23 protein-coding genes are annotated in these 19,573 nt (G+C 69.0%); 18 read left to right on the forward strand and 5 right to left on the reverse strand.

From position 1 onward, the window contains the following. Positions 1-26 precede the first annotated feature (26 nt). Positions 27-764, forward strand: coding sequence for a PH domain-containing protein (locus tag VK501_RS08370; RefSeq protein WP_324336560.1), 738 nt, complete (start codon positions 27-29; stop codon positions 762-764). Between the two features lie 38 nt (positions 765-802). Continuing rightward, positions 803-1,291 (forward strand): hypothetical protein, encoded by a 489-nt coding sequence (locus VK501_RS08375; protein WP_324336562.1) that lies wholly within the window; start codon positions 803-805, stop codon positions 1,289-1,291. 63 nt (positions 1,292-1,354) lie between these two features. Here VK501_RS08375 and VK501_RS08380 read toward each other — a convergent pair whose 3' ends face one another. Continuing rightward, positions 1,355-2,197 carry a hypothetical protein gene (locus VK501_RS08380; protein WP_324336564.1) on the reverse strand — a complete coding sequence of 281 codons (843 nt, stop codon included), beginning with the start codon at positions 2,195-2,197 and terminating at the stop codon, positions 1,355-1,357. A 100-nt stretch (positions 2,198-2,297) separates the two neighbouring features. On the opposite strand from VK501_RS08380, the gene VK501_RS08385 reads away from it, so the two are divergent. The 10 genes from VK501_RS08385 to VK501_RS08430 all read left to right on the forward strand — a co-directional run bounded on the left by VK501_RS08385 (position 2,298) and on the right by VK501_RS08430 (position 9,922). After that, a complete protein-coding gene (locus tag VK501_RS08385; RefSeq protein ID WP_324336566.1) occupies positions 2,298-2,744 on the forward strand; it encodes a YccF domain-containing protein in 447 nt (148 codons plus the stop codon). A gap of 166 nt (positions 2,745-2,910) precedes the next feature. Continuing rightward, positions 2,911-3,519, forward strand: coding sequence for a type IV toxin-antitoxin system AbiEi family antitoxin domain-containing protein (locus VK501_RS08390; protein WP_324336569.1), 609 nt, complete (start codon positions 2,911-2,913; stop codon positions 3,517-3,519). 41 nt (positions 3,520-3,560) lie between these two features. Then, positions 3,561-3,770 carry a helix-turn-helix domain-containing protein gene (locus tag VK501_RS08395; RefSeq protein ID WP_324336571.1) on the forward strand — a complete coding sequence of 70 codons (210 nt, stop codon included), beginning with the start codon at positions 3,561-3,563 and terminating at the stop codon, positions 3,768-3,770. Positions 3,771-3,812: 42 nt separating this feature from the next. Beyond that, positions 3,813-5,036: a site-specific integrase gene (locus VK501_RS08400; protein WP_324336573.1), complete on the forward strand. Its 1,224-nt coding sequence runs from the start codon at positions 3,813-3,815 to the stop codon at positions 5,034-5,036. Positions 5,037-5,116: 80 nt separating this feature from the next. Beyond that, complete coding sequence (locus VK501_RS08405; RefSeq protein WP_324336575.1) at positions 5,117-5,263, forward strand: hypothetical protein; 147 nt, start codon at positions 5,117-5,119, stop codon at positions 5,261-5,263. A gap of 11 nt (positions 5,264-5,274) precedes the next feature. Further along, positions 5,275-5,838 (forward strand): nucleotidyltransferase domain-containing protein, encoded by a 564-nt coding sequence (locus VK501_RS08410; protein ID WP_324336576.1) that lies wholly within the window; start codon positions 5,275-5,277, stop codon positions 5,836-5,838. Then, positions 5,835-6,167, forward strand: coding sequence for a DUF86 domain-containing protein (locus VK501_RS08415; RefSeq protein ID WP_324336578.1), 333 nt, complete (start codon positions 5,835-5,837; stop codon positions 6,165-6,167). The genes VK501_RS08410 and VK501_RS08415 overlap by 4 nt, the downstream gene beginning before the upstream one ends. A gap of 75 nt (positions 6,168-6,242) precedes the next feature. Further along, the gene (locus VK501_RS08420; protein WP_324336580.1) at positions 6,243-7,049 is read left to right on the forward strand and encodes a hypothetical protein; all 807 of its coding nucleotides are present in this window, start codon (positions 6,243-6,245) and stop codon (positions 7,047-7,049) included. 181 nt (positions 7,050-7,230) lie between these two features. After that, the gene (locus tag VK501_RS08425) at positions 7,231-9,129 is read left to right on the forward strand and encodes a HEPN-associated N-terminal domain-containing protein (protein ID WP_324336582.1); all 1,899 of its coding nucleotides are present in this window, start codon (positions 7,231-7,233) and stop codon (positions 9,127-9,129) included. A 55-nt stretch (positions 9,130-9,184) separates the two neighbouring features. After that, the gene (locus VK501_RS08430) at positions 9,185-9,922 is read left to right on the forward strand and encodes a hypothetical protein (protein ID WP_324336584.1); all 738 of its coding nucleotides are present in this window, start codon (positions 9,185-9,187) and stop codon (positions 9,920-9,922) included. 56 nt (positions 9,923-9,978) lie between these two features. On the opposite strand, the gene VK501_RS08435 is transcribed toward VK501_RS08430, so the two are convergent. Then, entirely contained in the window at positions 9,979-10,524 is a 546-nt protein-coding gene (locus VK501_RS08435) for a hypothetical protein (protein ID WP_324336587.1), read from the reverse strand. A gap of 413 nt (positions 10,525-10,937) precedes the next feature. Between VK501_RS08435 and VK501_RS08440 the strand changes: the two genes are divergently transcribed. From VK501_RS08440 to VK501_RS08450, 3 genes are all read left to right on the forward strand, one after another. Next, entirely contained in the window at positions 10,938-11,423 is a 486-nt protein-coding gene (locus VK501_RS08440; RefSeq protein ID WP_324336588.1) for a nuclear transport factor 2 family protein, read from the forward strand. A gap of 3 nt (positions 11,424-11,426) precedes the next feature. Then, complete coding sequence (locus VK501_RS08445; RefSeq protein ID WP_324336590.1) at positions 11,427-12,278, forward strand: 3-oxoacyl-ACP reductase family protein; 852 nt, start codon at positions 11,427-11,429, stop codon at positions 12,276-12,278. A 68-nt stretch (positions 12,279-12,346) separates the two neighbouring features. Beyond that, positions 12,347-13,555: a thiolase family protein gene (locus VK501_RS08450; protein ID WP_324336591.1), complete on the forward strand. Its 1,209-nt coding sequence runs from the start codon at positions 12,347-12,349 to the stop codon at positions 13,553-13,555. Between the two features lie 14 nt (positions 13,556-13,569). Here VK501_RS08450 and VK501_RS08455 read toward each other — a convergent pair whose 3' ends face one another. Genes VK501_RS08455 through VK501_RS08465 form a run of 3 tightly spaced genes read right to left on the reverse strand, consistent with a single transcriptional unit; the run spans position 13,570 to position 16,314 of the window. Then, entirely contained in the window at positions 13,570-14,343 is a 774-nt protein-coding gene (locus VK501_RS08455; RefSeq protein WP_324336593.1) for a FadR/GntR family transcriptional regulator, read from the reverse strand. A gap of 17 nt (positions 14,344-14,360) precedes the next feature. Continuing rightward, entirely contained in the window at positions 14,361-15,344 is a 984-nt protein-coding gene (locus VK501_RS08460) for an alpha-ketoacid dehydrogenase subunit beta (RefSeq protein WP_324336595.1), read from the reverse strand. Then, on the reverse strand, positions 15,328-16,314 hold the full coding sequence (locus VK501_RS08465; RefSeq protein WP_324336598.1) for a thiamine pyrophosphate-dependent dehydrogenase E1 component subunit alpha: 987 nt from the start codon (positions 16,312-16,314) through the stop codon (positions 15,328-15,330). Before VK501_RS08465 ends, VK501_RS08460 begins: the two co-directional genes overlap by 17 nt. Before the next feature lie 85 nt (positions 16,315-16,399). Here VK501_RS08465 and VK501_RS08470 point away from each other — a divergent pair, with 85 nt between their 5' ends. Genes VK501_RS08470 through VK501_RS08480 form a run of 3 tightly spaced genes read left to right on the forward strand, consistent with a single transcriptional unit; the run spans position 16,400 to position 19,568 of the window. Beyond that, the gene (locus VK501_RS08470) at positions 16,400-17,602 is read left to right on the forward strand and encodes a dihydrolipoamide acetyltransferase family protein (RefSeq protein ID WP_324336600.1); all 1,203 of its coding nucleotides are present in this window, start codon (positions 16,400-16,402) and stop codon (positions 17,600-17,602) included. Then, entirely contained in the window at positions 17,599-18,342 is a 744-nt protein-coding gene (locus VK501_RS08475; protein ID WP_324336602.1) for an SDR family NAD(P)-dependent oxidoreductase, read from the forward strand. The genes VK501_RS08470 and VK501_RS08475 overlap by 4 nt, the downstream gene beginning before the upstream one ends. A 2-nt stretch (positions 18,343-18,344) precedes the next feature. Further along, positions 18,345-19,568: a M20 family metallopeptidase gene (locus VK501_RS08480; RefSeq protein WP_324336604.1), complete on the forward strand. Its 1,224-nt coding sequence runs from the start codon at positions 18,345-18,347 to the stop codon at positions 19,566-19,568. Positions 19,569-19,573: the final 5 nt, after the last annotated feature.

Below are 19,573 nucleotides of genomic sequence, written 5' to 3' on the forward strand. Positions count from 1 at the left end.
ACTTCCCGTCGTAGTACGTTCCGGCGATGTCGAGGCCTGAGGACGCTCAACAGGGCTGGAAGCCCGACCCGACCGGACGGCACGCCTTCCGCTGGTGGGACGGCACTCGCTGGACCGACGACGTCGGCGCCGATGGCGTCAACAGCAAGGATCCCTACGACGGCCCTCGGGCCGACGACCCAGATCCCCACGAAGTCGCCAGTGAGCAGCGCCTGGACCCGCGGCGACAGGCCGTCGAGAAGATCCTCGCCGACAAGCTGCGCAACAAGTTCCTAGTGCGCAAGGAGATCAAGCGACTCACCGACTACCTCGCCGTCGACGAAGAATTGATCACCGCGGCGAGCGGTATCTACGAGGACCACACGGGTCTTCTCGCTGTCACCGACCGCCGCCTGCTCTTCCTCGACGAGGGCATCGTGCGCAAGCGCTTGGAGGAGTTCCACTACAGCCGCATCAGCTCGGCGCAATGGAAGTCGGGGATGGTCAATGCCCAGATCAAGATCTTCGCCGCATCCAACGTCGCGGTCATCGGCCAGATCGCGCCGAAGGAACGAGCTCAGGAGATTGCCGGCTACATCAGCCGTCGCATCGCCGAGGGCTCGACATCCCATCCGGCCGCCGCGCAGCCCATTGCGTCGGAGTCACCCGCACCCACGACTGATCCGATCGAGCAGATCCGGCGCCTCGCCGAGCTCCGCGACCTCGGCGCGATCACCGCCGACGAGTTCGAGGCCAAGAAGACCCAGCTCCTGGGCCAGCTGTGATCGTGTCCCGATCGACGTGCAGGCGGCTACTGGTCGCCTTGGGGCTCGCGGTCGTCTCCGCGATGGTTCCCTCGTCCGCCGCGATAGCGGCCGATACCGCCGACGTCCGCTCGTCGCTGCGTGGGCTCGGTCTGGTTCCCGCGCCGCTCTTTCCGACGACCGTCCCTCCTCGCCTGCGCGCGTCGGACGCCCAGCTTCGCGGAACGGAGCGGTTCACGGTCACATGGGATCGCGGGACCGAAGACGGTCTTCCGATCGGCTTCGTGTCCTTCGGGCGAGGCAAGGCCTCACAGCTGCGCTCCGATCTCGCGACCGCGCGAGCCCGCGGATCGCATCCGCGCCGCGTCCGCATCGGGTCCCGCCGCGTCTGGCGACTCTGCGGTCACCTCTGCGGCTTCGAATGGCACGAACAGAGCTACACCTACTTCTCGCTTGGCATCTACTACAAGAACGACGCTGGAGGCGACCTCGTTGCTCGCGACGAGCGCACGCTGCTCGCCTCGCTGGCGCCTCTCGTCGGCAGTTGACAGCCCGCGTCGCGAGCTAGGACTACCTGGGTCCTGCGGTTGGAGTCCGTTGGCGACGGTGACTCAGCAAGGTCCGGGAACGCGCCGACGGTGCGTGAGCCTGCTTCGGAACCGGCCGCCAGACCATCGGACCTCGCGGTAGCGGATCCACCGCGTACATGCGCCCTCGTACGGGGCGGGCAAAGTCGTCCGCACCACCCTGCCGAGTAGCTTGAGCCTGAAGACCGTGTCGCGGATCTGCGCATAAGCCAGCTTCCAGGCACCGCTGTCGCGGTCGTGCACAAAGATCGCCCAGGGGCTGATCGAGCCGCCGGTGCAGCAGAGCTCGCGCACGACCATCTCGCGGTCGCCGTCACCATTGAGGTCACGACAGACCGGCGCGACCGGAGACCAGCCTTCGATCCCTTCGAAGTACCGCGGAAAGTGGTCAAGGGCATAAGGCAAGAGGATCTCGTCGCCAACCGCTTTGGCCGCCGCCGGGGTACAGCCGCGTGGTAACGGGGGAGGGACGACCTCGAACGACGCGGTCGGACCGTAGGCGTCGTCGGTCCGGCAGCCGGCGAGATCAGCGGAGTCGCAGCTCTGGCGTTCGACCTCGACGTGCCAGTAGTAGCGGCCAAGCTCCAAGTCCTTGAGCAAGTAGGCGACGTCCGTCGGGGCGAGGTCGCAAGTCGACCCGCTCGGTTCCAGGAAACGCCCGCCGTTTGACGCAGTCTCGGGACGCGCGGCCCATTCGAGGCAGCGAGTGTGCCAGCCATCGGCAAGCGTCCATCGCAGCACGGTCTCGGCCTGGGTGATCTGCGCGCCTTCTGCTGGCGTCGTGGGGGCCTGAGCGGTCGCACGCGTCGACGCGGCCAACGAAACGAAGACCGCCACCAGGGCGAGGACTCTCAATCGAAGCGACACGCGCGCAACCTACCGGCGATCAACGGGATCGTGTGCTCAGCATCAGACGAAATGGACATCGACGCACATCGCTCACCGGCCCAACGTTAGGGTGCCGACCATGCGGCTGATCCTCAACATCATCTGGCTCGTCTTCGCCGGCTTCTGGCTCTTCGTGGCCTACACGATTGCGACGCTGATCGCGTTCGTCTTCATCATCACGATCCCGTTCGGCGTCGCCTCGTTCCGGATCGGCCTCTACAGCCTCTGGCCCTTTGGCCGCACGGTCATCCCGCAGGTGGATAAGGGCGCCGGCTCGACGATCGGCAACGTCATCTGGTTCGTCCTCGGCGGCTGGTGGCTGGCGCTCGTGCACCTCGTGACGGGCGTCGTGCTGTGCATCACGATCATCGGGATCCCGCTGGGCATCGCGAACTTCAAGCTCATCAACGTGTGCCTGCGACCGTTCGGCCGGCGCATCGTGTCCGTCGAGATGGCGCGGGCGCTCGGAGCCCACGGCGTCATCGTGTCAGCTGAGCCGAGGAGCGCGCTGCCGGAAACGACCTAGCGGACAGGAGTACGACTCGTACTCTGCCAGCAACGAGCTGGCGGAGACTCTGGGGACGCGACTCCGTCGACTTCTGATTGGAACGGTGTCTGCCCAGCTGGACGACCACGCGCGGCGGGGTTAGATTGTCATTGGTATGGCCAGGAATCTTGGCAAAATCGATGACATGAGCGTCGAGGATCGGTTGTACGAGCTCGCGGAAGGCCAAAGCGGGTTCTTCACGGCTCAGCAGGCGATCGGTGCCGGAGTGGCGCGGTCGACGCTGACGTACCACGCACGTGACGGCGGGGCGCTGCGGCGCGCGGGACATGGTGTCTACCGACTGCGTCGCTTTCCGCGCTCACCGTATGAGCAGGTCGTTTGTGTGTGGCTGAGTCTGTCGCGTGCTGGTGCGGTCGTATCCCATGTCAGCGCGTTGGAGCTGATGGAGCTCACGGACCTGATCGCCGATGAGGTTCACGTCACGGTGCCGCGATCGAAGCGCGGTGCTATGGTCCCCGCCGGGGTCCGGGTGCATTTCACGGCTCGACCGATCGAAGGACGTCACCGTCACACCGTCTCCGGGATACCGGTCACCGGGGTAGAGCGCACAATTGCTGATGTCGTTCGGGCGGATGGGTGGAGCGAGCAGGTCGAGCTCGCGGTGCGTCAGTCGTTGAGCCGTGGCATGACGACGCCGGGTCGGCTGCGCGGGGCGCTGCCCAAGACGTGGCAGAGGCGGTTGCAGGGTGCTGCGAGCGTCGCCGGTCCTGATCGGCCGCCACGGCCGGGCTGATTCGGGCGAGGGGTGATGGCTGGGCTCGTCGACTAGGGATCATGGAGTTGCGCGACGAGCAACCGCCGGAGGACCGCCTTCTGACGGCTGAGGAGGTGGCGGCCTTCATGCGCGTGACGCGGTCGTGGGTCTACGCCGAGACGCGTCGCGACGGGCTGCCGCATGTGCGGCTCGGGCGCTACGTGCGTTACCGGCGTTCCGCGATCGAGCGTTGGCTGGAGGTCGGGGAGCGGGGGCCGCGCGCGCGATGACGTGGTGGGGGCGAGATTCGGCCGCTGGCGCCTCTTTGGGTCATGGGTAAGCGCGACTACGGCACGGGACAGCTGTACATGGAGTTCGGCTCCTACTACGGCCGCTGGCGCACGCTGGACGGCCGCAAGCTGAACCGCAAGATCGGCAAAGCGCGCGAGAAGGGCTCCGCGGAGGGCTTGACGCGCAGCGAGGCCGAGCGGCGCTTCCGGCGGATGCAGCAGGAGGAGGAGGCCCGGCCGCGGCCCTCCAGCGACGAGCGTCGGACGGTCGACGACGCGACCGACTCGCTGCGGGGGAAGTTGAAGATCGAGGGCTGCCGGACCTCGTATCTGCAGGGCACGGAGTCGATGCAGCGGGTGCACATCTCGCCGCGCATCGGGTCGACGCCTGTCGACCGGGTGACGCGGTCGCAAGTTGAAGCGGTTGCGGTCGACATGCTGGAGACGGGGCTGGCGCCGAAGTCGGTTCGCAATGTCATTACCTTTCTGCACTCAGTCTTCGAGCACGCGATCGACAAGGGGTGGGCAGTGGAGAACCCGGTGCGGCGCGCGACGCGTCCCAAGCGCCGCCGCGCCGGCGACGCCAACCCGGACCTTCAGTTCTTGACGGTGGCCGAGCTCAAGAGCGTCCTCGCAGCCATCCCCGACGAGGTGGTGCATCGCCAGCCGGCGCCGACGCGTCGCGGCCGTCGTGGGCCGGCGCCGCCGATTCCGCCGGACGTACTGGGGCCGGTGCTCCGGGTGGTCATCCTGGTGGCGGCGTTGACGGGGTTGCGCCAGTCAGAGCTGCTGGGGCTACGGTGGCGCGATGTGGACTGGGAGGCGCAGCGCATTCGCGTGCGCAACACCTTCGTGCGCGGTGAGCACTCGGGGGAGGGCAAGTCGGACCTGTCGACGCGACGCTCGGTTCCGATGGCCGATCTGGTCGCAGACGCTCTGCGCGCCTGGCGGCAGCGCTCGAACTACGCGACGGCCGATGATCTCGTCTTCGCCCATCCGGAGACGGGCCGGCCGGTGGACCGCACGAAGGTGAGCCGCCGGTTCAAGCAGGCGTGCAGCGACGCGGGGGTGCGGGTGATCCCGTTCAAGAACTTGCGCCACACGTTCGCGACGCGGTTGGCGGCCTCGGGGCAGCCGCTGCGCTCGATCCAGGAGTTCCTGGGCCACGCCGACTCCAAGACCACCCAGATCTACGCGCACTACGCGCCGTCTGAGCACGAGGTCGACATGGTCAACCAGGCGTTCGCCGAGGATGACGACGGATAGCCGCGAAGGTCGACGCGACGGTAGTGTCGGGAGCGATGGCCCATTCGAGCGGAGATCACCCGCCGAGGTACCCGGCCGGCGTGGCGGCACTGATCGAATGCGGCACGCTGATCCCGGCTCGCCGGTGTCTGTCGGAGGTCCTGGCCGCGCATCCGCCGCTCAAGCTCGAGCGGCGACCGGTGACGGCGGCAAGGGCGTTGGACGAGCAGCGCCGAGACCGGGACTGACCGCGGGGACCTTGGGCCTGAGCGGCCTGATGGTGCGGTCTCCTGAGCGCGATACTCGATCAGGTATGATGACGGGCATGGACGCCATGGTCCTCCTTCGCGACGCGCGCATGCGCGCAGGTCTGTCGCAGGCCGCGTTGGCCGAGGCGGCAGGTACGTCGCAGTCGGCCATCGCGCGCTACGAGACCGGGGCGGCGCAACCGTCGCTGAGGACGCTTGAGCGGCTGCTGGCCGCCTGCGGCCAGCGGCTGGAGTTGCACGCGGTGCCGACCGCGCGTCTGATCGGGGTCAACGGGTCGGTCGTGCGGCGCCATCGCCGCGCACTGCTGGAGCTTGCGGGCCGCTACGGGGCGCGCAACGTACGCGTCTTCGGATCGACCGCCCGCGGCGACGCCGGCCCGGACAGCGACGTCGACCTCCTGGTGGATCTGGAGCCGGGGCGGACGCTGCTTGACCTCGTCGCGCTGCGACGCGAGGCCAGCGCGCTGCTGGGCCTGAAGGTCGACGTGGCCACGTTCGACACCCTGCGAGACGCCGTGCGTGTCGAGGCCCAACGGGACGCGGTGCCGGTATGAGCCGCGAGGACCGCGAGCGCCTGTTCGACATCGTCGAGGCGCTCGAGGCGATCCGCGACTACGTCGGTGGCAGCCTTGAGGAGCCGTCGATCGACGGCCCCATCGTGCTGGACGCGGTCCTGTTTCGGCTGATCGTCATCGGCGAGGCAGCCAAACACATCAGCGCCGAGCGGCTTGAGGCTGCGCCGGACATCCGCTGGCGCGATATTGCCGGGCTGCGCGACATCATCGCCCACGAGTACTTCCGCATCCAGAAGCAGATCATCGAAGACACCGTCCGTCGCGACCTGCCGCAACTGCTTCGCGTGCTGCACGAACTGCTCGCCTGACGCGTGACCGTTCGCGGTTGCGCATCCGCGATCGAAAGGCTCGGTGGAGCGGCGACTTGCTGCGAACATTCAACGATGGAGTTCGCCACGATCGCACCCGTGCTTCGCGCTGTCGCGATGTCGGCAGCCGCTGGGGAAGCGCTCGACCCTTTGGCGATCGCTACCGAGCTTGGCCGTAACCCGGACGCGGTCGCCGAGGACCTGCGCTGGCTCGACGCCGCGGGGTTGATCCATCTCGGAGACAAGGAGCAGGGGCATGTCCCTCTGCTCCTGCACGCCGGTCATCAGTACTTGGCAGTGCGAGGGAACGTCGGCGACGACGTCCTCTTCTACCTGCCGGCGGTCATCGACGATCTCCACGCGCGAGCCGCGTTGACGAGCGCGGCCACTGAGCTCACCGACGAGTTCCGCGAGGCGGTCACCAACGGGCAAGCGACGTCGGTAGCCCACCGGCTCGTGCCGCCCGCCTTCGCCCATGCGCTGGATGAGTCGTTGGCCATCGACTTGTTCGTCGCCACGGTGGCGCTGACGTGTCGACTTGGTCTGCAAGAAGCGGCCGGTTGCCTGGCCGAGGAGATCGTCGCGGTCGAGTTGCTGACGATCGCGAGCGCCGAGCTCGATGCTCACGAGGTCAGCGGTCTCCTGCGCGCCGACGAGGCGGAACACGCCAAAGACGAGCTCAGAGGACTCTTCGAGCTCTTCGAAGATGACGACGTCCTCGATCTCTTCGAGATGTCCGAGCCAGCCGACGCCGCCCTCGCCGGACATGACCCCGTCAGCCAGCAGATGGGCAAGGTCGACCAGCGACTCGAGGCGTGGTTCCGGCCCTTTGGCGGCGTGAGCCCGACCGGCCACTACCGACGCGGAGACGTCGGAGGGTGAGGCGGCATGGTGGACTTCAGCGGCAACGATGGTGGTACTGGGCAACTGCGCGACGAGCTCATCGATCCCAGGCTGACGCCGTCATGCCGCAGACGCGGCAGGCAGACGGCACGTCTGTCCGTCACGGTCCTCAGGCGCGCGACCGCTAACGCACGCTTGACTAGCAGGCGAAGATCGCCCGATGGGCTTTGCCAAGCGTCAGCTTGAGGAAGAGGAAGAGCGCGGCTGGCGCAGCGGAGGCGCGAAGACCGTCTGTGATCGACACCTCGAAGACGAAGCCCTCGTGCGCCTCGTCGGCGACGCGGCCGATGCCACCTGTTGCTCGTACTGTGATCGTGAGGCCGACGCGCCGTTCGCGATTGACATCGACGTGCTGATCGAGCGCATCGCGACCAGCATTCCTTTCGAATGGCGTGGCGCAGATGACGAAGGTGTTGCGTGGGACGAAGGCGACTACGTGGGCGAGACGTATGACTCGTGGGACCTAATCACGGACCTCGGCCCGCTAAACCACGGCGACCTCATCGCTGACGTCGTCCGAGCTCTCCCAGAGCACGCGTGGGTACAACGCGACTTTTACCGGTTGCGTCCGGACGAACGGCTCGTCTTCGGCTGGCGTCAGTTCGGAGAGATCGTCAAGCACCGGCGCCGATACTTCTTCGCCGACGACCGACCGGACGCCCTCGACGACGACCCGGACTACGTTGCACCTGGCGAGATGTTGGTGGCGATCGGAGATGCGCTGCAGGAGGCCGGCCTCGTGCGGACGTTGTCCCGTGAAACTCCCGTGCATCGGGTCCGTGCTCATGACCGCAACCAGTACCCGACCGATGCCGCATCGCTGGGCGTAGCTCCGCAGGAGTTCCTACGTGCGTCCGGGAGAATGGCTCCCGCCGGGGTGCCACTGTTCTACGGTGCCCTCGACTTCGAAACCGCCGACGATGAGGCCCGCCACGCCAATCCCTCGTCGCCGGCGTTCACGCACGGAACATTCGCTCTCCGCAGGCCTGCTGTCGTAGTCGACCTAGCAAGTCCGCCATCCGTTCCCAGCCTGTTCGATCCCGTGGCACGTGAGCACCGGCCCGCATTCAATTTCTTGCGCCAGTTCAGCGAGTCGGTCTCACAGCCATTCGAGCGGGACGATCGTGTGCACATCGAGTACGTGCCGACGCAGGTCGTCACGGAGTGGCTTCGCACACGATTCGACCCTGGCGACAGCCGCCGGCTTGATGGCGTTCTGTTCGCGTCGGCACGCAGGCCCGGCGGTCAGAACCTCGCGTTGTTCATCGACAATCACGGTGCTTGCGATCGCGAGGACGAGGCTGCCGAGGATCCCGCGTTGCTGGTGCTAAACGAGCATCGAGAGCTGCCACCAGCACCAGCCCGCGCAGTCGCCGACCCGTTCAGTAAAGGCGAACTCCCCTCGGCCTTTGCCGAGGCACAGAACCTGCCTGCGGTCCAGCGGCTCCTCGCCGAGCAGGTGGACATGCAGTTCGCCGACCTGCGAGCGCTGCTACGACTGCCTAACGATGACATCGCGCCAAACGTCGGAGTGAACCTGACCGCGACAGCAGCCATCCTAGGCCAGATCAGCGGCCTTTCGATCTGGTTTCTGCAGAACCGGTGGGCGCAGACGATCTCGCGCGAAGAGAAGCAACGTTGCATGATCCTTTCCAAACGGCGGTTTCTCGGCTTCGTTCGCGCCTACTACCCGCGAGCGGCCGGCGAGCCTGACATCCGCACGATCGCCCGAACCCTCTACGAGACGCGAAATCTGCTGGTCCACAACCTCGGCGTTACCGATGCGGAGGCCAAGAAGAATCGCCGTCAGGTCTTCCTCGTCAAGCCCGACCCGCCGCTGACCTCCGCCGACGTCGTCGACCTGGAGACGTACGCTCAATATCCGCTGGCGGGAACGCCGGTTCGTCTTGAGGGCCGCAAGCTCATGTTGAACGTTCCGGGTCTGTACTGGGCACTTGGCCGCATGTTGCGGAGCGCACTCGCCGATGAGCCGGCGCGCTGCGAGACGCGCGCAGAAGCGCTGCTCGACGCTCTTCCAGTGCCTCGCGGCGTCCGGTAATCGCAGTGCAAGACGAAACAGACCACCGCCACTGGACTCCGAGCGTCGAAAGCACATGCCCGACTACGTGAACGCGGCGTGGGTCCACGACTACGAGTCGCGCAGCTTCAAGATCGGCATTCGCGCCAAAGAGGCTGGCATGTCCGAGGACGCGTACATCGCTGCCATCGAAATGAAGCTGCAGGAGTGGGTTCCCGGCGCGGAGATCCGCGTCCGTGTTTCGGAGGCGGCGCTGCTCGGCATTCTCAGGGACGGACGCTTCAAGTCGTGGGCCGAGGTCGGTTCAACGGGAAGCGCCATGTCCGATACGGCCAATCGCCTGCACGCCGAAGAGCGGATCTTCAGTATCCCGCGGTCCGCTTCACCGACGGTACGTCCGGTCTACGCCTACCTCGAAGGCAGCCACGAGCGCGACCCGCTCACGCGTTGGGGCCCAGTCGTTCTCGGGCTCCACGTCTTGTGTGTCGAACACGCGACCTTCACGCTCGGCGACTCGGTTGACGCGACCCTGGCAGGCCCTACCTTTGTTCCCATTCCAGTGGTCGCACCGGACATTCGCGCCGTTGCTCTGCACAAGAACAACGCGTTGGCGGCGTCAGTCCTTGGCGACCTCTGCGACGCCGGCTACGCCGAGGTGCAGCTGCACGAGGGTGTACCGGCGAGCGCAATCCGCCGCGTCATCTACACGCGATCACAGATGCCGAGTGAAGCAGCGCGCGCGGCTCTGGAGGCGGCCCGCATCCAAGTACTGACGACAGCGACAGACGATCCAGGGCGGTCACCGATCAGCTGACTCGGCGGGCGCTCGGACGGACGGCGCGAGCGACTCTGGCATGCAACCGTGTGACTTCACCGACTGTGCTCCGGCGTCGGGGGCCACGGGAATCCGAGCAGTCTTGCAAGCGTCGGGATATCGGTCATCATGCCGCCGTCGATCGTGCCGTGCGAAAACGGCTTCGCGTGCGGCTCAGCGATGTCCAACGGCAGGACGATGCCGCGGTAGGCCAGTGGCAGCCGGCCTGTTCCCCATGTCGGGTCGACGACTTGGTCATCTTCGTCGATGCACCATCCGTGGCGGTTCTTCCAAGTGTCTGAACCCCATGTGGTGCAGTAACCCTCTACGTAGCGTAAATCGGAGTGCTCGGAAGCGAGCGCGAAAGCGTTGGCGTAGCAGCATCTGAGCGGTCCTAACTCATAGTTCAAGGGAAGCTCTCGTGGTGCGAAGGGCTGCCCGTAGACACGTACCAACCGGTACGGCGCGTCGTGGTCTTCCTCCAGCAGCCCCTCGACCAGCCACTCCTGTGGTGTCCTGGACGGATCCGGCCGCCAATTGGCGGCGTGTTCCGGATCCGGGTGGGTGTCGAGAGGCGGCGGAGGAACTCGCTGGCGCGACATCGTTTGGACGGTAGCCGGATGCAGACCCGGTCCAATTCCCGGTCCAAATTGAGCGCAACTCACAGGTACCAGCAGACCACGAACCCTTGCAAACAAAGGGGATACACCTCAGCGATACCCCCTTGGCCTGGCTGGGGGCCGGGCGGTCGCAGGGTTCGAATTCTGCCTCCCGGACGAAGCGGAAAGGCCCGCTTTTTGGGGGCCTTTCGCGTTAGTACTGCGCCGCTTCCAGGCAGAACCCGGTGACGGAAGCTCCGAGTGTCGCTGCACGGACGTCGGAACGCCCTGCGGCAATGTGAACGGAGATGCCGAATTCGTGATTCCCACATGCCGCCGAGGTGGAGGGCTTGCCGCGTCGGGAGCGCGTTGGCGACCGTGGGGCTCCACGATCTCAACGGCAGGAGGAGACGATGATGAGATGGACCAGGCCGACGCTGCTCGCGTCGCTCGTGGCAGTGCTCAGCGTGCCGACCGCCATCGCGGTCGGCGCCGGCGGACACTCGAAGGCTGGCCACGATGGGTATGGCGGGGGTGCGGTGCAACAAGCGGTCGCAAAGCACATCGCGGCGCTCGCCGCGTGCGACGCCGATGCGCTCGTAGCCGGATACACCGACGACGCCAAGCTCTTCTTCCCCGACGGCGTCGTCGTCAGCGGCCGCTCCGCCCTGCAGGAGCTCTACGCGGGATTCGTCAAGCCGCGCAGCGAAGGCGGGCTCTGCGGGCTGAAGGCCGAGCCCGTCGACCAGTTCAAGCGCGGCACGACGGTCTTCGTCAAGTTCAAGGTCACGGCGCCGTTCCTGGCCGCGCCCTACTTCTCCACCGACGGCTACGTCTTCGACGGGCGCCGGATCGCCAGCGAGATCTCGACGTTCGACGCCTCCAAGTTGAAATTCATCTAGGTGGTGGAGCACACGCCTGCCACGGCGAGCCTGGACGGCAAGGTCGCGCTGGTCACCGGCGCGGCCCGCCGTCGTGGGATCGGGCGCGGCATCGCGCTCGAGCTCGCGCGGGCCGGCGCTGATGTCGTCGTCCACGGCCTGCCGCGCGCGCCGTCCGGCCAGCCGGCGGCCGAGCGGGCGATCGACTGGCAGGGCGCCCGCTCCGTCGCCGACGAGGTCACCGCTCTCGGTCGTCGTGCGATGGCCGTCGAAGGGGACCTGACCGACCGTGAGACGGTCCAGCGGATTGCCCTCGAGGTCGAGGGGCGGCTCGGGACCGTCGACGTCCTGGTCAACAACGCGGCCGTGCCTGGCGGGGCGGGGGACGCGGCGATCATCGACCTCGACGACGAGCTCTGGTACAGAACCGTCGACGTGAACCTCAACGCCGTGTACCTCGTGACCAAGGCGTTCGCCGGCGGCATGGTCCGGGCCGGCTCGGGCAGCATCGTCAACATCTCGTCCGTCGCCGGGCGGGCGGGGCAGCCGCGGATGGGCGCCTATTGCGCGAGCAAGTTCGCGGTGGTCGGGCTGACCCAGCAGCTCGCGCTCGAGCTCGCGCCGGCCGTTCGGGTCAACTGCATCTGCCCCGGGTCGACCGACACGGACATGATGGACGGCACGTTCGCGCGGCGCGATCAGGTCGCGGGGAGCGTGCCGGGCACGGCAAAGGCGGCGCGCGTGCGGTCGCTCCCGCTCGCCCGGCAGGGCCGGCCGGAGGATCTCGGCAACGCCGTCGTCTTCCTGGCGTCCGACGCCGCGAGCTGGATCACCGGCCAGACGCTGAACGTCGACGGTGGCCAGCGCATGGATTGATCCGGGCCTGGAGTTCTGACAGGCACGCGGAGTGGCGCGGCTGGCGCTCGTGGAGCCCGCCCGGTGAGATGGGCGTGGTGACGGATGTCCACATCGTCGGAGCAGGCATGACCCGGTTCGCCAAGACCGATCGGACCTTGCGCGATCTTGCCCAGGAGGCCGTGATCCAGGCGCTGGGCGATGCCGGGCTGCAGCCCGCCGACGTGCCCGCGGCCTACGTCGGCAACGCGGCGGCCGGCCTGGTCACCGGCCAGGAGATGATCCGCGGCCAGGTGATGCTGCGTGGCATCGGCATCGAAGGCATCCCGATCTTCAACATCGAGAACGCTTGCGCCTCGGCGTCGAGCGCGGCGCACCTCGGGTGGCAGGCGGTCGCAAACGGCGTGCACGACGTCGTGCTGTGCGTCGGCGCCGAGAAGCTCACCCACGCCGACAAGGCCGTCGGCATGAAGGCGATCGGCACGGCGGTCGACGTCGAGATGATGGCCGAGCTCGCGGCGGAGATGGGGACGGCGGAGCCCGCGGGCGAGCGCTCGTTCTTCATGGACATCTACGCCGACATGGCCCGCGACTACATGGCGACTTCGGGCGCGACGGTCGAGCACTTCGCGAGCATCGTCGTCAAGAACCAGCACAACGGCGCGCGCAACGCGCGGGCGCAGTACGGCGCAGAGCTGAGCGTCGCCGACGTGCTCGCCAGCCGGACCGTGGTCGAGCCGCTGACGTTGTTGATGTGCTCGCCGATCTCCGACGGCGCCGCCGCGATCGTCCTCGCCTCCACAGCGGCGATGGAGCGACTCGGGCGCCGCGGGCCGCGGGTTCGCGCGTCCGTCGTCGTCTCGGGCAACATCCACGACAAGTCCGACCCGCTGGCCGGATCGGCGGGGCGCGCCGCTCAGATGGCCTATAACATCTCCGGCCTCGGCCCGGACGACCTCGATTGCGTCGAAGTGCACGACGCCAGCGCGCCGGCCGAGATGATCGTCTACGAGCAGATCGCGCTGGCGCCACCGGGCGGTGCGCCCGACCTGGTGGACTCGGGGCGGACGCTGCTCGACGGCGATCTGCCGGTCAACACCAGCGGCGGCCTGCTCAGCAAGGGCCATCCGATCGGCGCGACGGGGATCGCGCAGCTCTGCGAGGCGACCTGGCAGCTGCGGGGCGAGGCCGGGGAGCGCCAAGTCGAGGGCGCGCGCGTCGCGTTGACCCAGAACGGCGGCGGCTGGCTCGAAGGCGACTCGGCCGCGATGGCCGTGCACATCCTCTCGGCCGACTGACGCCGCCGCGACCCTCAGTCCTCCGGCTCCAGCTCCAGTCGCGCCGTCGCCGCGTCGATCAGCTCGCTTATGTCGCGGTGGTAGCCGAGGCCGGAGCGCTCCCACGCGTGGTGGAAGTCCTCGACGTGCCGGCGGGCGATCACCTCGGCCAGTTCGGCGTCTCCCTCGGAGATGTGCGTGAACAACCGCTCGTGGAACTCGGTCGCGGCCTGCGTCGCCCGCTCGTTGTCGACGAACTGCGCGACGGTCGGCACGAGCACCAACCCCAGCGTGGCGCGGGCGAGCACGAGCGGCGCGTTGGCACTGGCCTCGGCGATCGCCACGTGGAAGTCCTCGTCGAGTCGGCACCAGGTCGCGAAGTCCCGCGAATGGGCGTGCTGGGCGTCGAGGATGCGCCGCAGCTCGTCGAGATCGTCCTGCTCGCGGCGCTGCGCGGCCATGCGGGCCAGCGCGGGCTCGAGCAGCAGCAGCGCCTCGTGCAGCGCCGAGAACGTTACGGTCCGGCGGCGCAGCGCGTGGCTCACCGCGCGCGCGACCGGCGCCTCCGTGTGCCGGCGGACCACCAGGATCTTGGGGCTCGCGCGCTCGAGAAACCCGGACTCCTGCAGGAGGCGCAGCGCCTCGCGCACCGTCGAGCGGCTGAAGCCGGACTCCTCGGCCAGCGCCGCCTCGGACGCGATGCGCCGGCCCTCCTCCAGCTCGCCGGACAGGATCCGGGAGCGGATCGACGCCGCCAGCTGCTCGTAGGCGCGACCACCGGCGGCGGGGCTGTCGGGCGTGGCGGACACTGCGGCGAATATAGGGCTCAGCCCTCGCGAACCAGTTGCTCGCAGGCCGACGTGATCGCGCCGACCTGCGGCATGATCGCCCGCTCCAGGTCCGGGCTGAACGGCATCGGGACCGACGGGGCGCCCAGGCGCTTGACCGGCACGCGCAGCACGTCGAACAGCTCCTCGCCGACGCGCGCGGCGATCTCGGCACCGGCGCCGAAGTCCTGCACCGCCTCGTGGACGACGAGCACGCGGCCGGTGCGCTCCGCCGAGCGCAGCACGGTGTCGAGGTCCAGCGGGACCAGCGAGCGCAGATCGATGATCTCGAGGGAGACGCTCGCCTGGTCGGCCGCGGTGAGCGACTCGCGGACCATCTGCCCCCAGGTGACGAGGGTGACGTCGTCGCCGGCGCGCGCGACCCGGGCCTTCCCCAGGGCAAGCGGGTCGACGTCCGGCTCTCCCTTCATGGCGTACAACCTGCGGTTCTCGACGTAGACCACGGGGTTGGGATCCTCGACCGCGGCGACGAGCAGGTCGTGCGCGTCGGTGACGGTGGCGGGCAGGACGACCTTCAGGCCCGGAATATGGGCGAGCATGGCCTCCAGGCTCTGGGAGTGCTGTGCGCCGGCCGCGCGCCCCGCGCCGGTCTGCGTACGGAAGACGATCGGGATCTCGAGCGCGCCGGAGCTCATGTAGTGCAACTTGGCCGCCTGGTTCATGACGGCGTCGAGGCAGACCCCGATGAAGTCCATGAACATGATCTCGACGATCGGCCTCAGGCCGGTCATCGCGGCGCCGACCGCGGCGCCGACGAACCCCATCTCGCTGATCGGCGTGTCCAGCACGCGGGCCGAGCCGAAGCGCTCGTGCAGGCCGCGGGTGACCGTGAAGATCCCGCCGCCTGCCCCGACGTCGATGCCGATCAGCACGACCCGGTCGTCGGCCTCCATCGCGTCGGCGATGCCCTGGTTGATCGCGCCGGAGTAGCGCAGCGGGGGAGCGTCAGTCGACGAAGACATGCTGGAAGGCCTCCTGCTCGGCGGGGACGGCGGCGGCGCGCGCGGCGACGACGGCGCGGTCGACGCGCTCGGTCGCCTTGGTGCGCACCGCGGCCAGCTCGGCCTCGGTCACGATGCCGTCGGCGACGAGCACGGCCTCCGCGAGGACGAGCGGGTCGCGCTCGGTGCGCCACTCGTCGGCCTCGGCGCCGGGCTTGTAGGGCTGGTCGTCGCCCTCATAGTGGCCGTGCCAGCGATACGTCGCGGCCTCGATCAGCGCGGGTCCTTGACCGGCGCGGCAGCGCTCGACGGCCTCGCGTGTCACCGCGTGGACGGCGGCGACGTCGTTGCCGTAGACGTCGCGCGCCCAGATGCCGTAGGCCGCCGCCCGTTCGCACACCGATGCGACCCGCGTCATCTTGGTGCTGTCGGTGAACTCGGCGTAGCGGTTGTCCTCGCACAACAGGATGACCGGGAGGTTCCAGATCGCCGCGAGGTTGGCCGCCTCGTGGAAGGCGCCCTGGTTGACCGCGCCCTCGCCGAAGAACGCGACGGCGACGCGGCCCTGCCCGAGCAGCTTGCTCGAGAGCCCCGCCCCGACGGCGAGCGGGATGCCCGCTCCGACGATCGCGTTGGCGCCGAGGATGCCGACGGAAGGATCAGCGACGTGCATCGAGCCGCCCTTGCCGCGGCAGAGGCCGTCGGCGCGGCCGAAGAGCTCGGCCATCATGCCGTCGAGGTCGGCGCCCTTGGCCAGAACGTGGCCGTGCCCGCGATGCGTGGTCGTCAGGTAGTCGTCGTGCTCCAGCGCCGCGCAGACGCCGGCGGCGATGGCCTCCTGGCCCAGCGACGTGTGCACGAAGCCGGGGATGTCGCCGTCGCGGTACAGCGTGGAGACGCGCAGCTCGAACGCGCGGATCAGCGCCATCTTCGCGTGAAGGTCGGCGAGGCTCACGGCTGGTGCCCCGAAGGTGACGGACGTGGGTGGCATGGCGACGCGAATTGGCCTTTCGAACAGACTGAAACGGATCGGACGGTTGCAAATTCCGGATCCGTGATGTTACGGTCTGACAATCGTGTCTGCAACCGAAGTCCTCATGCCGCAGATGGGCCTCGAGGTCAGCGAGGCCACCGTGCTCGCCGTGCTCATCACGCCGGGCCAGCAGGTCGCCGAGGGAGACCCGCTGCTGGAGATGGAGACCGACAAGGCGACGACCGAGCTCGAGGCGCCGCGCGGCGGGTTCATCGCGGGCATCGAGGTCGCAGAGGGCGACGTCGTCGCGGTCGGTGCGGTGGTCGCGTGGATCGCCGACACCGCGGACGAGCGCGTAGGCGATGGGGCTGCCGGCGTCGCGACGGCGGTGGCGCTGGCGGTGGTGAACGACAGCGGAGCGACGACGCCCGGCCTGCTGCCGCGGGCCGCGCCGGTGGCGCGCCGTGCGGCGCGGGCGCTCGGGGTCGAGTTGACCGCCATCGCCGGGACCGGGCCACGTGGCCGGATCACGCTCGGCGACGTCGAAGCGGCGGCCGCCGGCGGCACCGCGACCGCGACGCCCGAGCCCCCGTTCGCGCAGCGCATGCCCGCATCCGGCGGCGACCTCGAGCCCCTCACCAAGCCCCGCCGCGCGATCGCTCGGCGCATGACCGCCAGCCAGCTCATCCCGCAGTACCAGCTGCAACGCGACGTCGACGCCGCCCATCTGCTCGCCCAGAAGGACGCCTCCGCGGCGGCGGCCGGCGGCGGCGCCCGGCCCGGCGTCAACGACCTGTTGATGCAGGCCATTGCCGAGATGGTGGTCCGCCATCCCGCGCTGGCGACCGCGTTCGTCGACGATCCCGAGCCTGCGCTGCGCCGCCACGCCGGCCTCGGCGTCGGGCTGGCGGTCGCGACCGATCGCGGCCTGGTCGTCCCCGTCGTCGACGACGTCCACCAGATCGGCCTGAGCGAGATCGCCGCGCGGCGCGCCCGCCTGGTCGCGGCCGCACGCGACGGCACGCTGTCGCTCACCCAGATGAGCGGCGCGACCATCACGCTCTCCAACCTCGGCGGCTTCGGCGTCGATCGCTTCGCCGCGATGCTCAACCCGGGTGAGAGCGCGATCGTCGCGGTCGGCCGCGCGACCGATCGCGTCGTCCCGCGCGGCCGCGGCCTCGCGGTGGTCCCGATCCTCACCGTCACGATCACCTTCGACCACCGGACGGTGGACGGCGCCGTCGGCGGTGCCGCCCTGGCCGAGCTGGCCGACCTCCTCGAAGGGCGGATGACGTGGAGACCATGAGCGATCCACAGCGGGTCCTGGTCGTCGGTGGGTCGTCGGGCATCGGCGCGGCGTGCGTCCAAGCGCTCGCGCAGGCCGGCGCGGAGGTCGTCTCGGCAGACCTGCGCCCACCGGCCGCCGATGCGCCGATCGCGGCGTCCGCGACCGCGGACGTCCGTGACGCCGACGCCGTCGATGCCGCCGTCGACGAGCTGGCCGCCGGCCGCCCGATCACCGGGCTGGTGTACGCCGCCGGCATCGGGCACGTCGCGCCGTTTCACCGGATCACGCCGCAGCGCTGGCGCCTGGTCCTCGACGTCAACCTCACCGGCGCCTTCCACGCTGCTCGCGCGACGATCCGGCACATGCCGCGGGGCGGCGCGCTGGTCCTCATCTCCTCGATCGACAGCGCCGCGCCGGTCTCCGGCCTCGCGCATTACTGCGCGTCGAAGGCGGGCGTCGAGGCGCTGAGCCGCTCGCTCGCGCTCGAGCTCGCCCCGCGGGGCATCCGCAGCAACGTCGTCGCGCCCGGTCCGGTGCGCACGCCGTTGATGAACGAGGTCTTCGCCGACCCGGTGAAAGAGGACGCGTTCCTGCGCCGGGTCCCGCTCGGCACCATCGCCGACCCGGAGCAGATCGCCGCCGCGGTGACGTTCCTGCTGTCACCGGCCGCGGGCCACATCACCGGGGTGCGCCTCGCCGTCGACGGCGGCATGAGCCTGCGCGAGCACCCGTCCATGCTGACCATCAACGAGGGGTAACAATGAGCATCACGAATCAGAGCACGTCGCCGGCCCCCGTCAGCGTCGAGCGTTGCGAGCGTCTGCTGACCGAGATGGTGTCCATCCCGAGCGTGGTCGGCGACGCCACCCGCGCGCACCAGTGGGTCACCGCGCGGCTGCGAGAGCTCGGCATGACCGTCTCACACTACGCGGTCGAAGGCCGCAAGGCACCCCTGGTCCTCGGCGTGCTCGAAGGGGAGGGCGACGCCCCCGGCGTCCTGTTCGACGCGCACTTCGACACCGTCCACGCGCGGCCCGACGACTGGTCGCACGACCCGTGGGGCGCGGTCGTCGAGGACGGCGTGCTCTACGGCCGCGGGGCCGTCGACAGCAAGGGCACGCACGTGGCGATGCTCGCCGCGCTCGAGGCGCTGGTCGCCTCCGGCGCCGCGCGCGGCGGACCCATCTACTTCATGTCGGACTCCGACGGCGAGGACGGCTTCCGCGGCGCGGTGCTGCTCGCCGACCTCGGCGTCAGCGCTCGCGTCGGCACGGTGTTCTCGGCCGAGGCGACCAGCAACACCGGCATCGAGATCGCCTACCCGGGCATCTCGACGTGGAAGGTCACCGCGGTCGGGCGCACCGCGCATCCGACCGAGCCCGAGAAGGGCATCAACGCCATCACCAAGATCGCCAAGCTCGTCGAGGCCGTCGACGCCGGTCGCCTCCAGACGCCGGCGGGGACGTCGTCGTGGTTCGAGCCGCGCGTCACGCTGCAGGCGATCCGGACACTGCCCGGCGGCGGTTGGACGATCCCGGGCCGCTGCGACGCGGTCGTCTCCGTCATGTCGCCGGCGGGCGTCACGCTGCCCGAGGTCGAGGCGTCGATCGAGGCGTTCCTGCGCACGCTCGAGCAGGAGGACGGCGACGTCCGCTACGAGCTGAAGGTCCTGCCGATGGGCGCCGGACGCCTGTGGCTGCGCCCCGGCGAGTCGAACCCGGAGGCGCCCGGCGTCAAGGCGCTGGAGGCGGCGATCCAGGAGGTCCGCGGCACCGCGGGCGAGGTGCGCCGGTTCAACGGCGGTTGGGTCGACGCGGTCGAGCTCATGCGTACCGGACCCGACGGCTACGGCACCCCGACCGTGATCACCTTCGGCCCCGGCGATTTCGAGCAGGCCCACCAGGTCGACGAGCACATCGCGTTGCGCGAGGTCGCCCAGGCTGCCGACATCTACGCACGCGTGACGCTGGCGCTGCTCTCCTAGCCGAC

The organism is Baekduia sp., assembly GCF_035318805.1.
GTDB lineage: Bacteria > Actinomycetota > Thermoleophilia > Solirubrobacterales > Solirubrobacteraceae > Baekduia.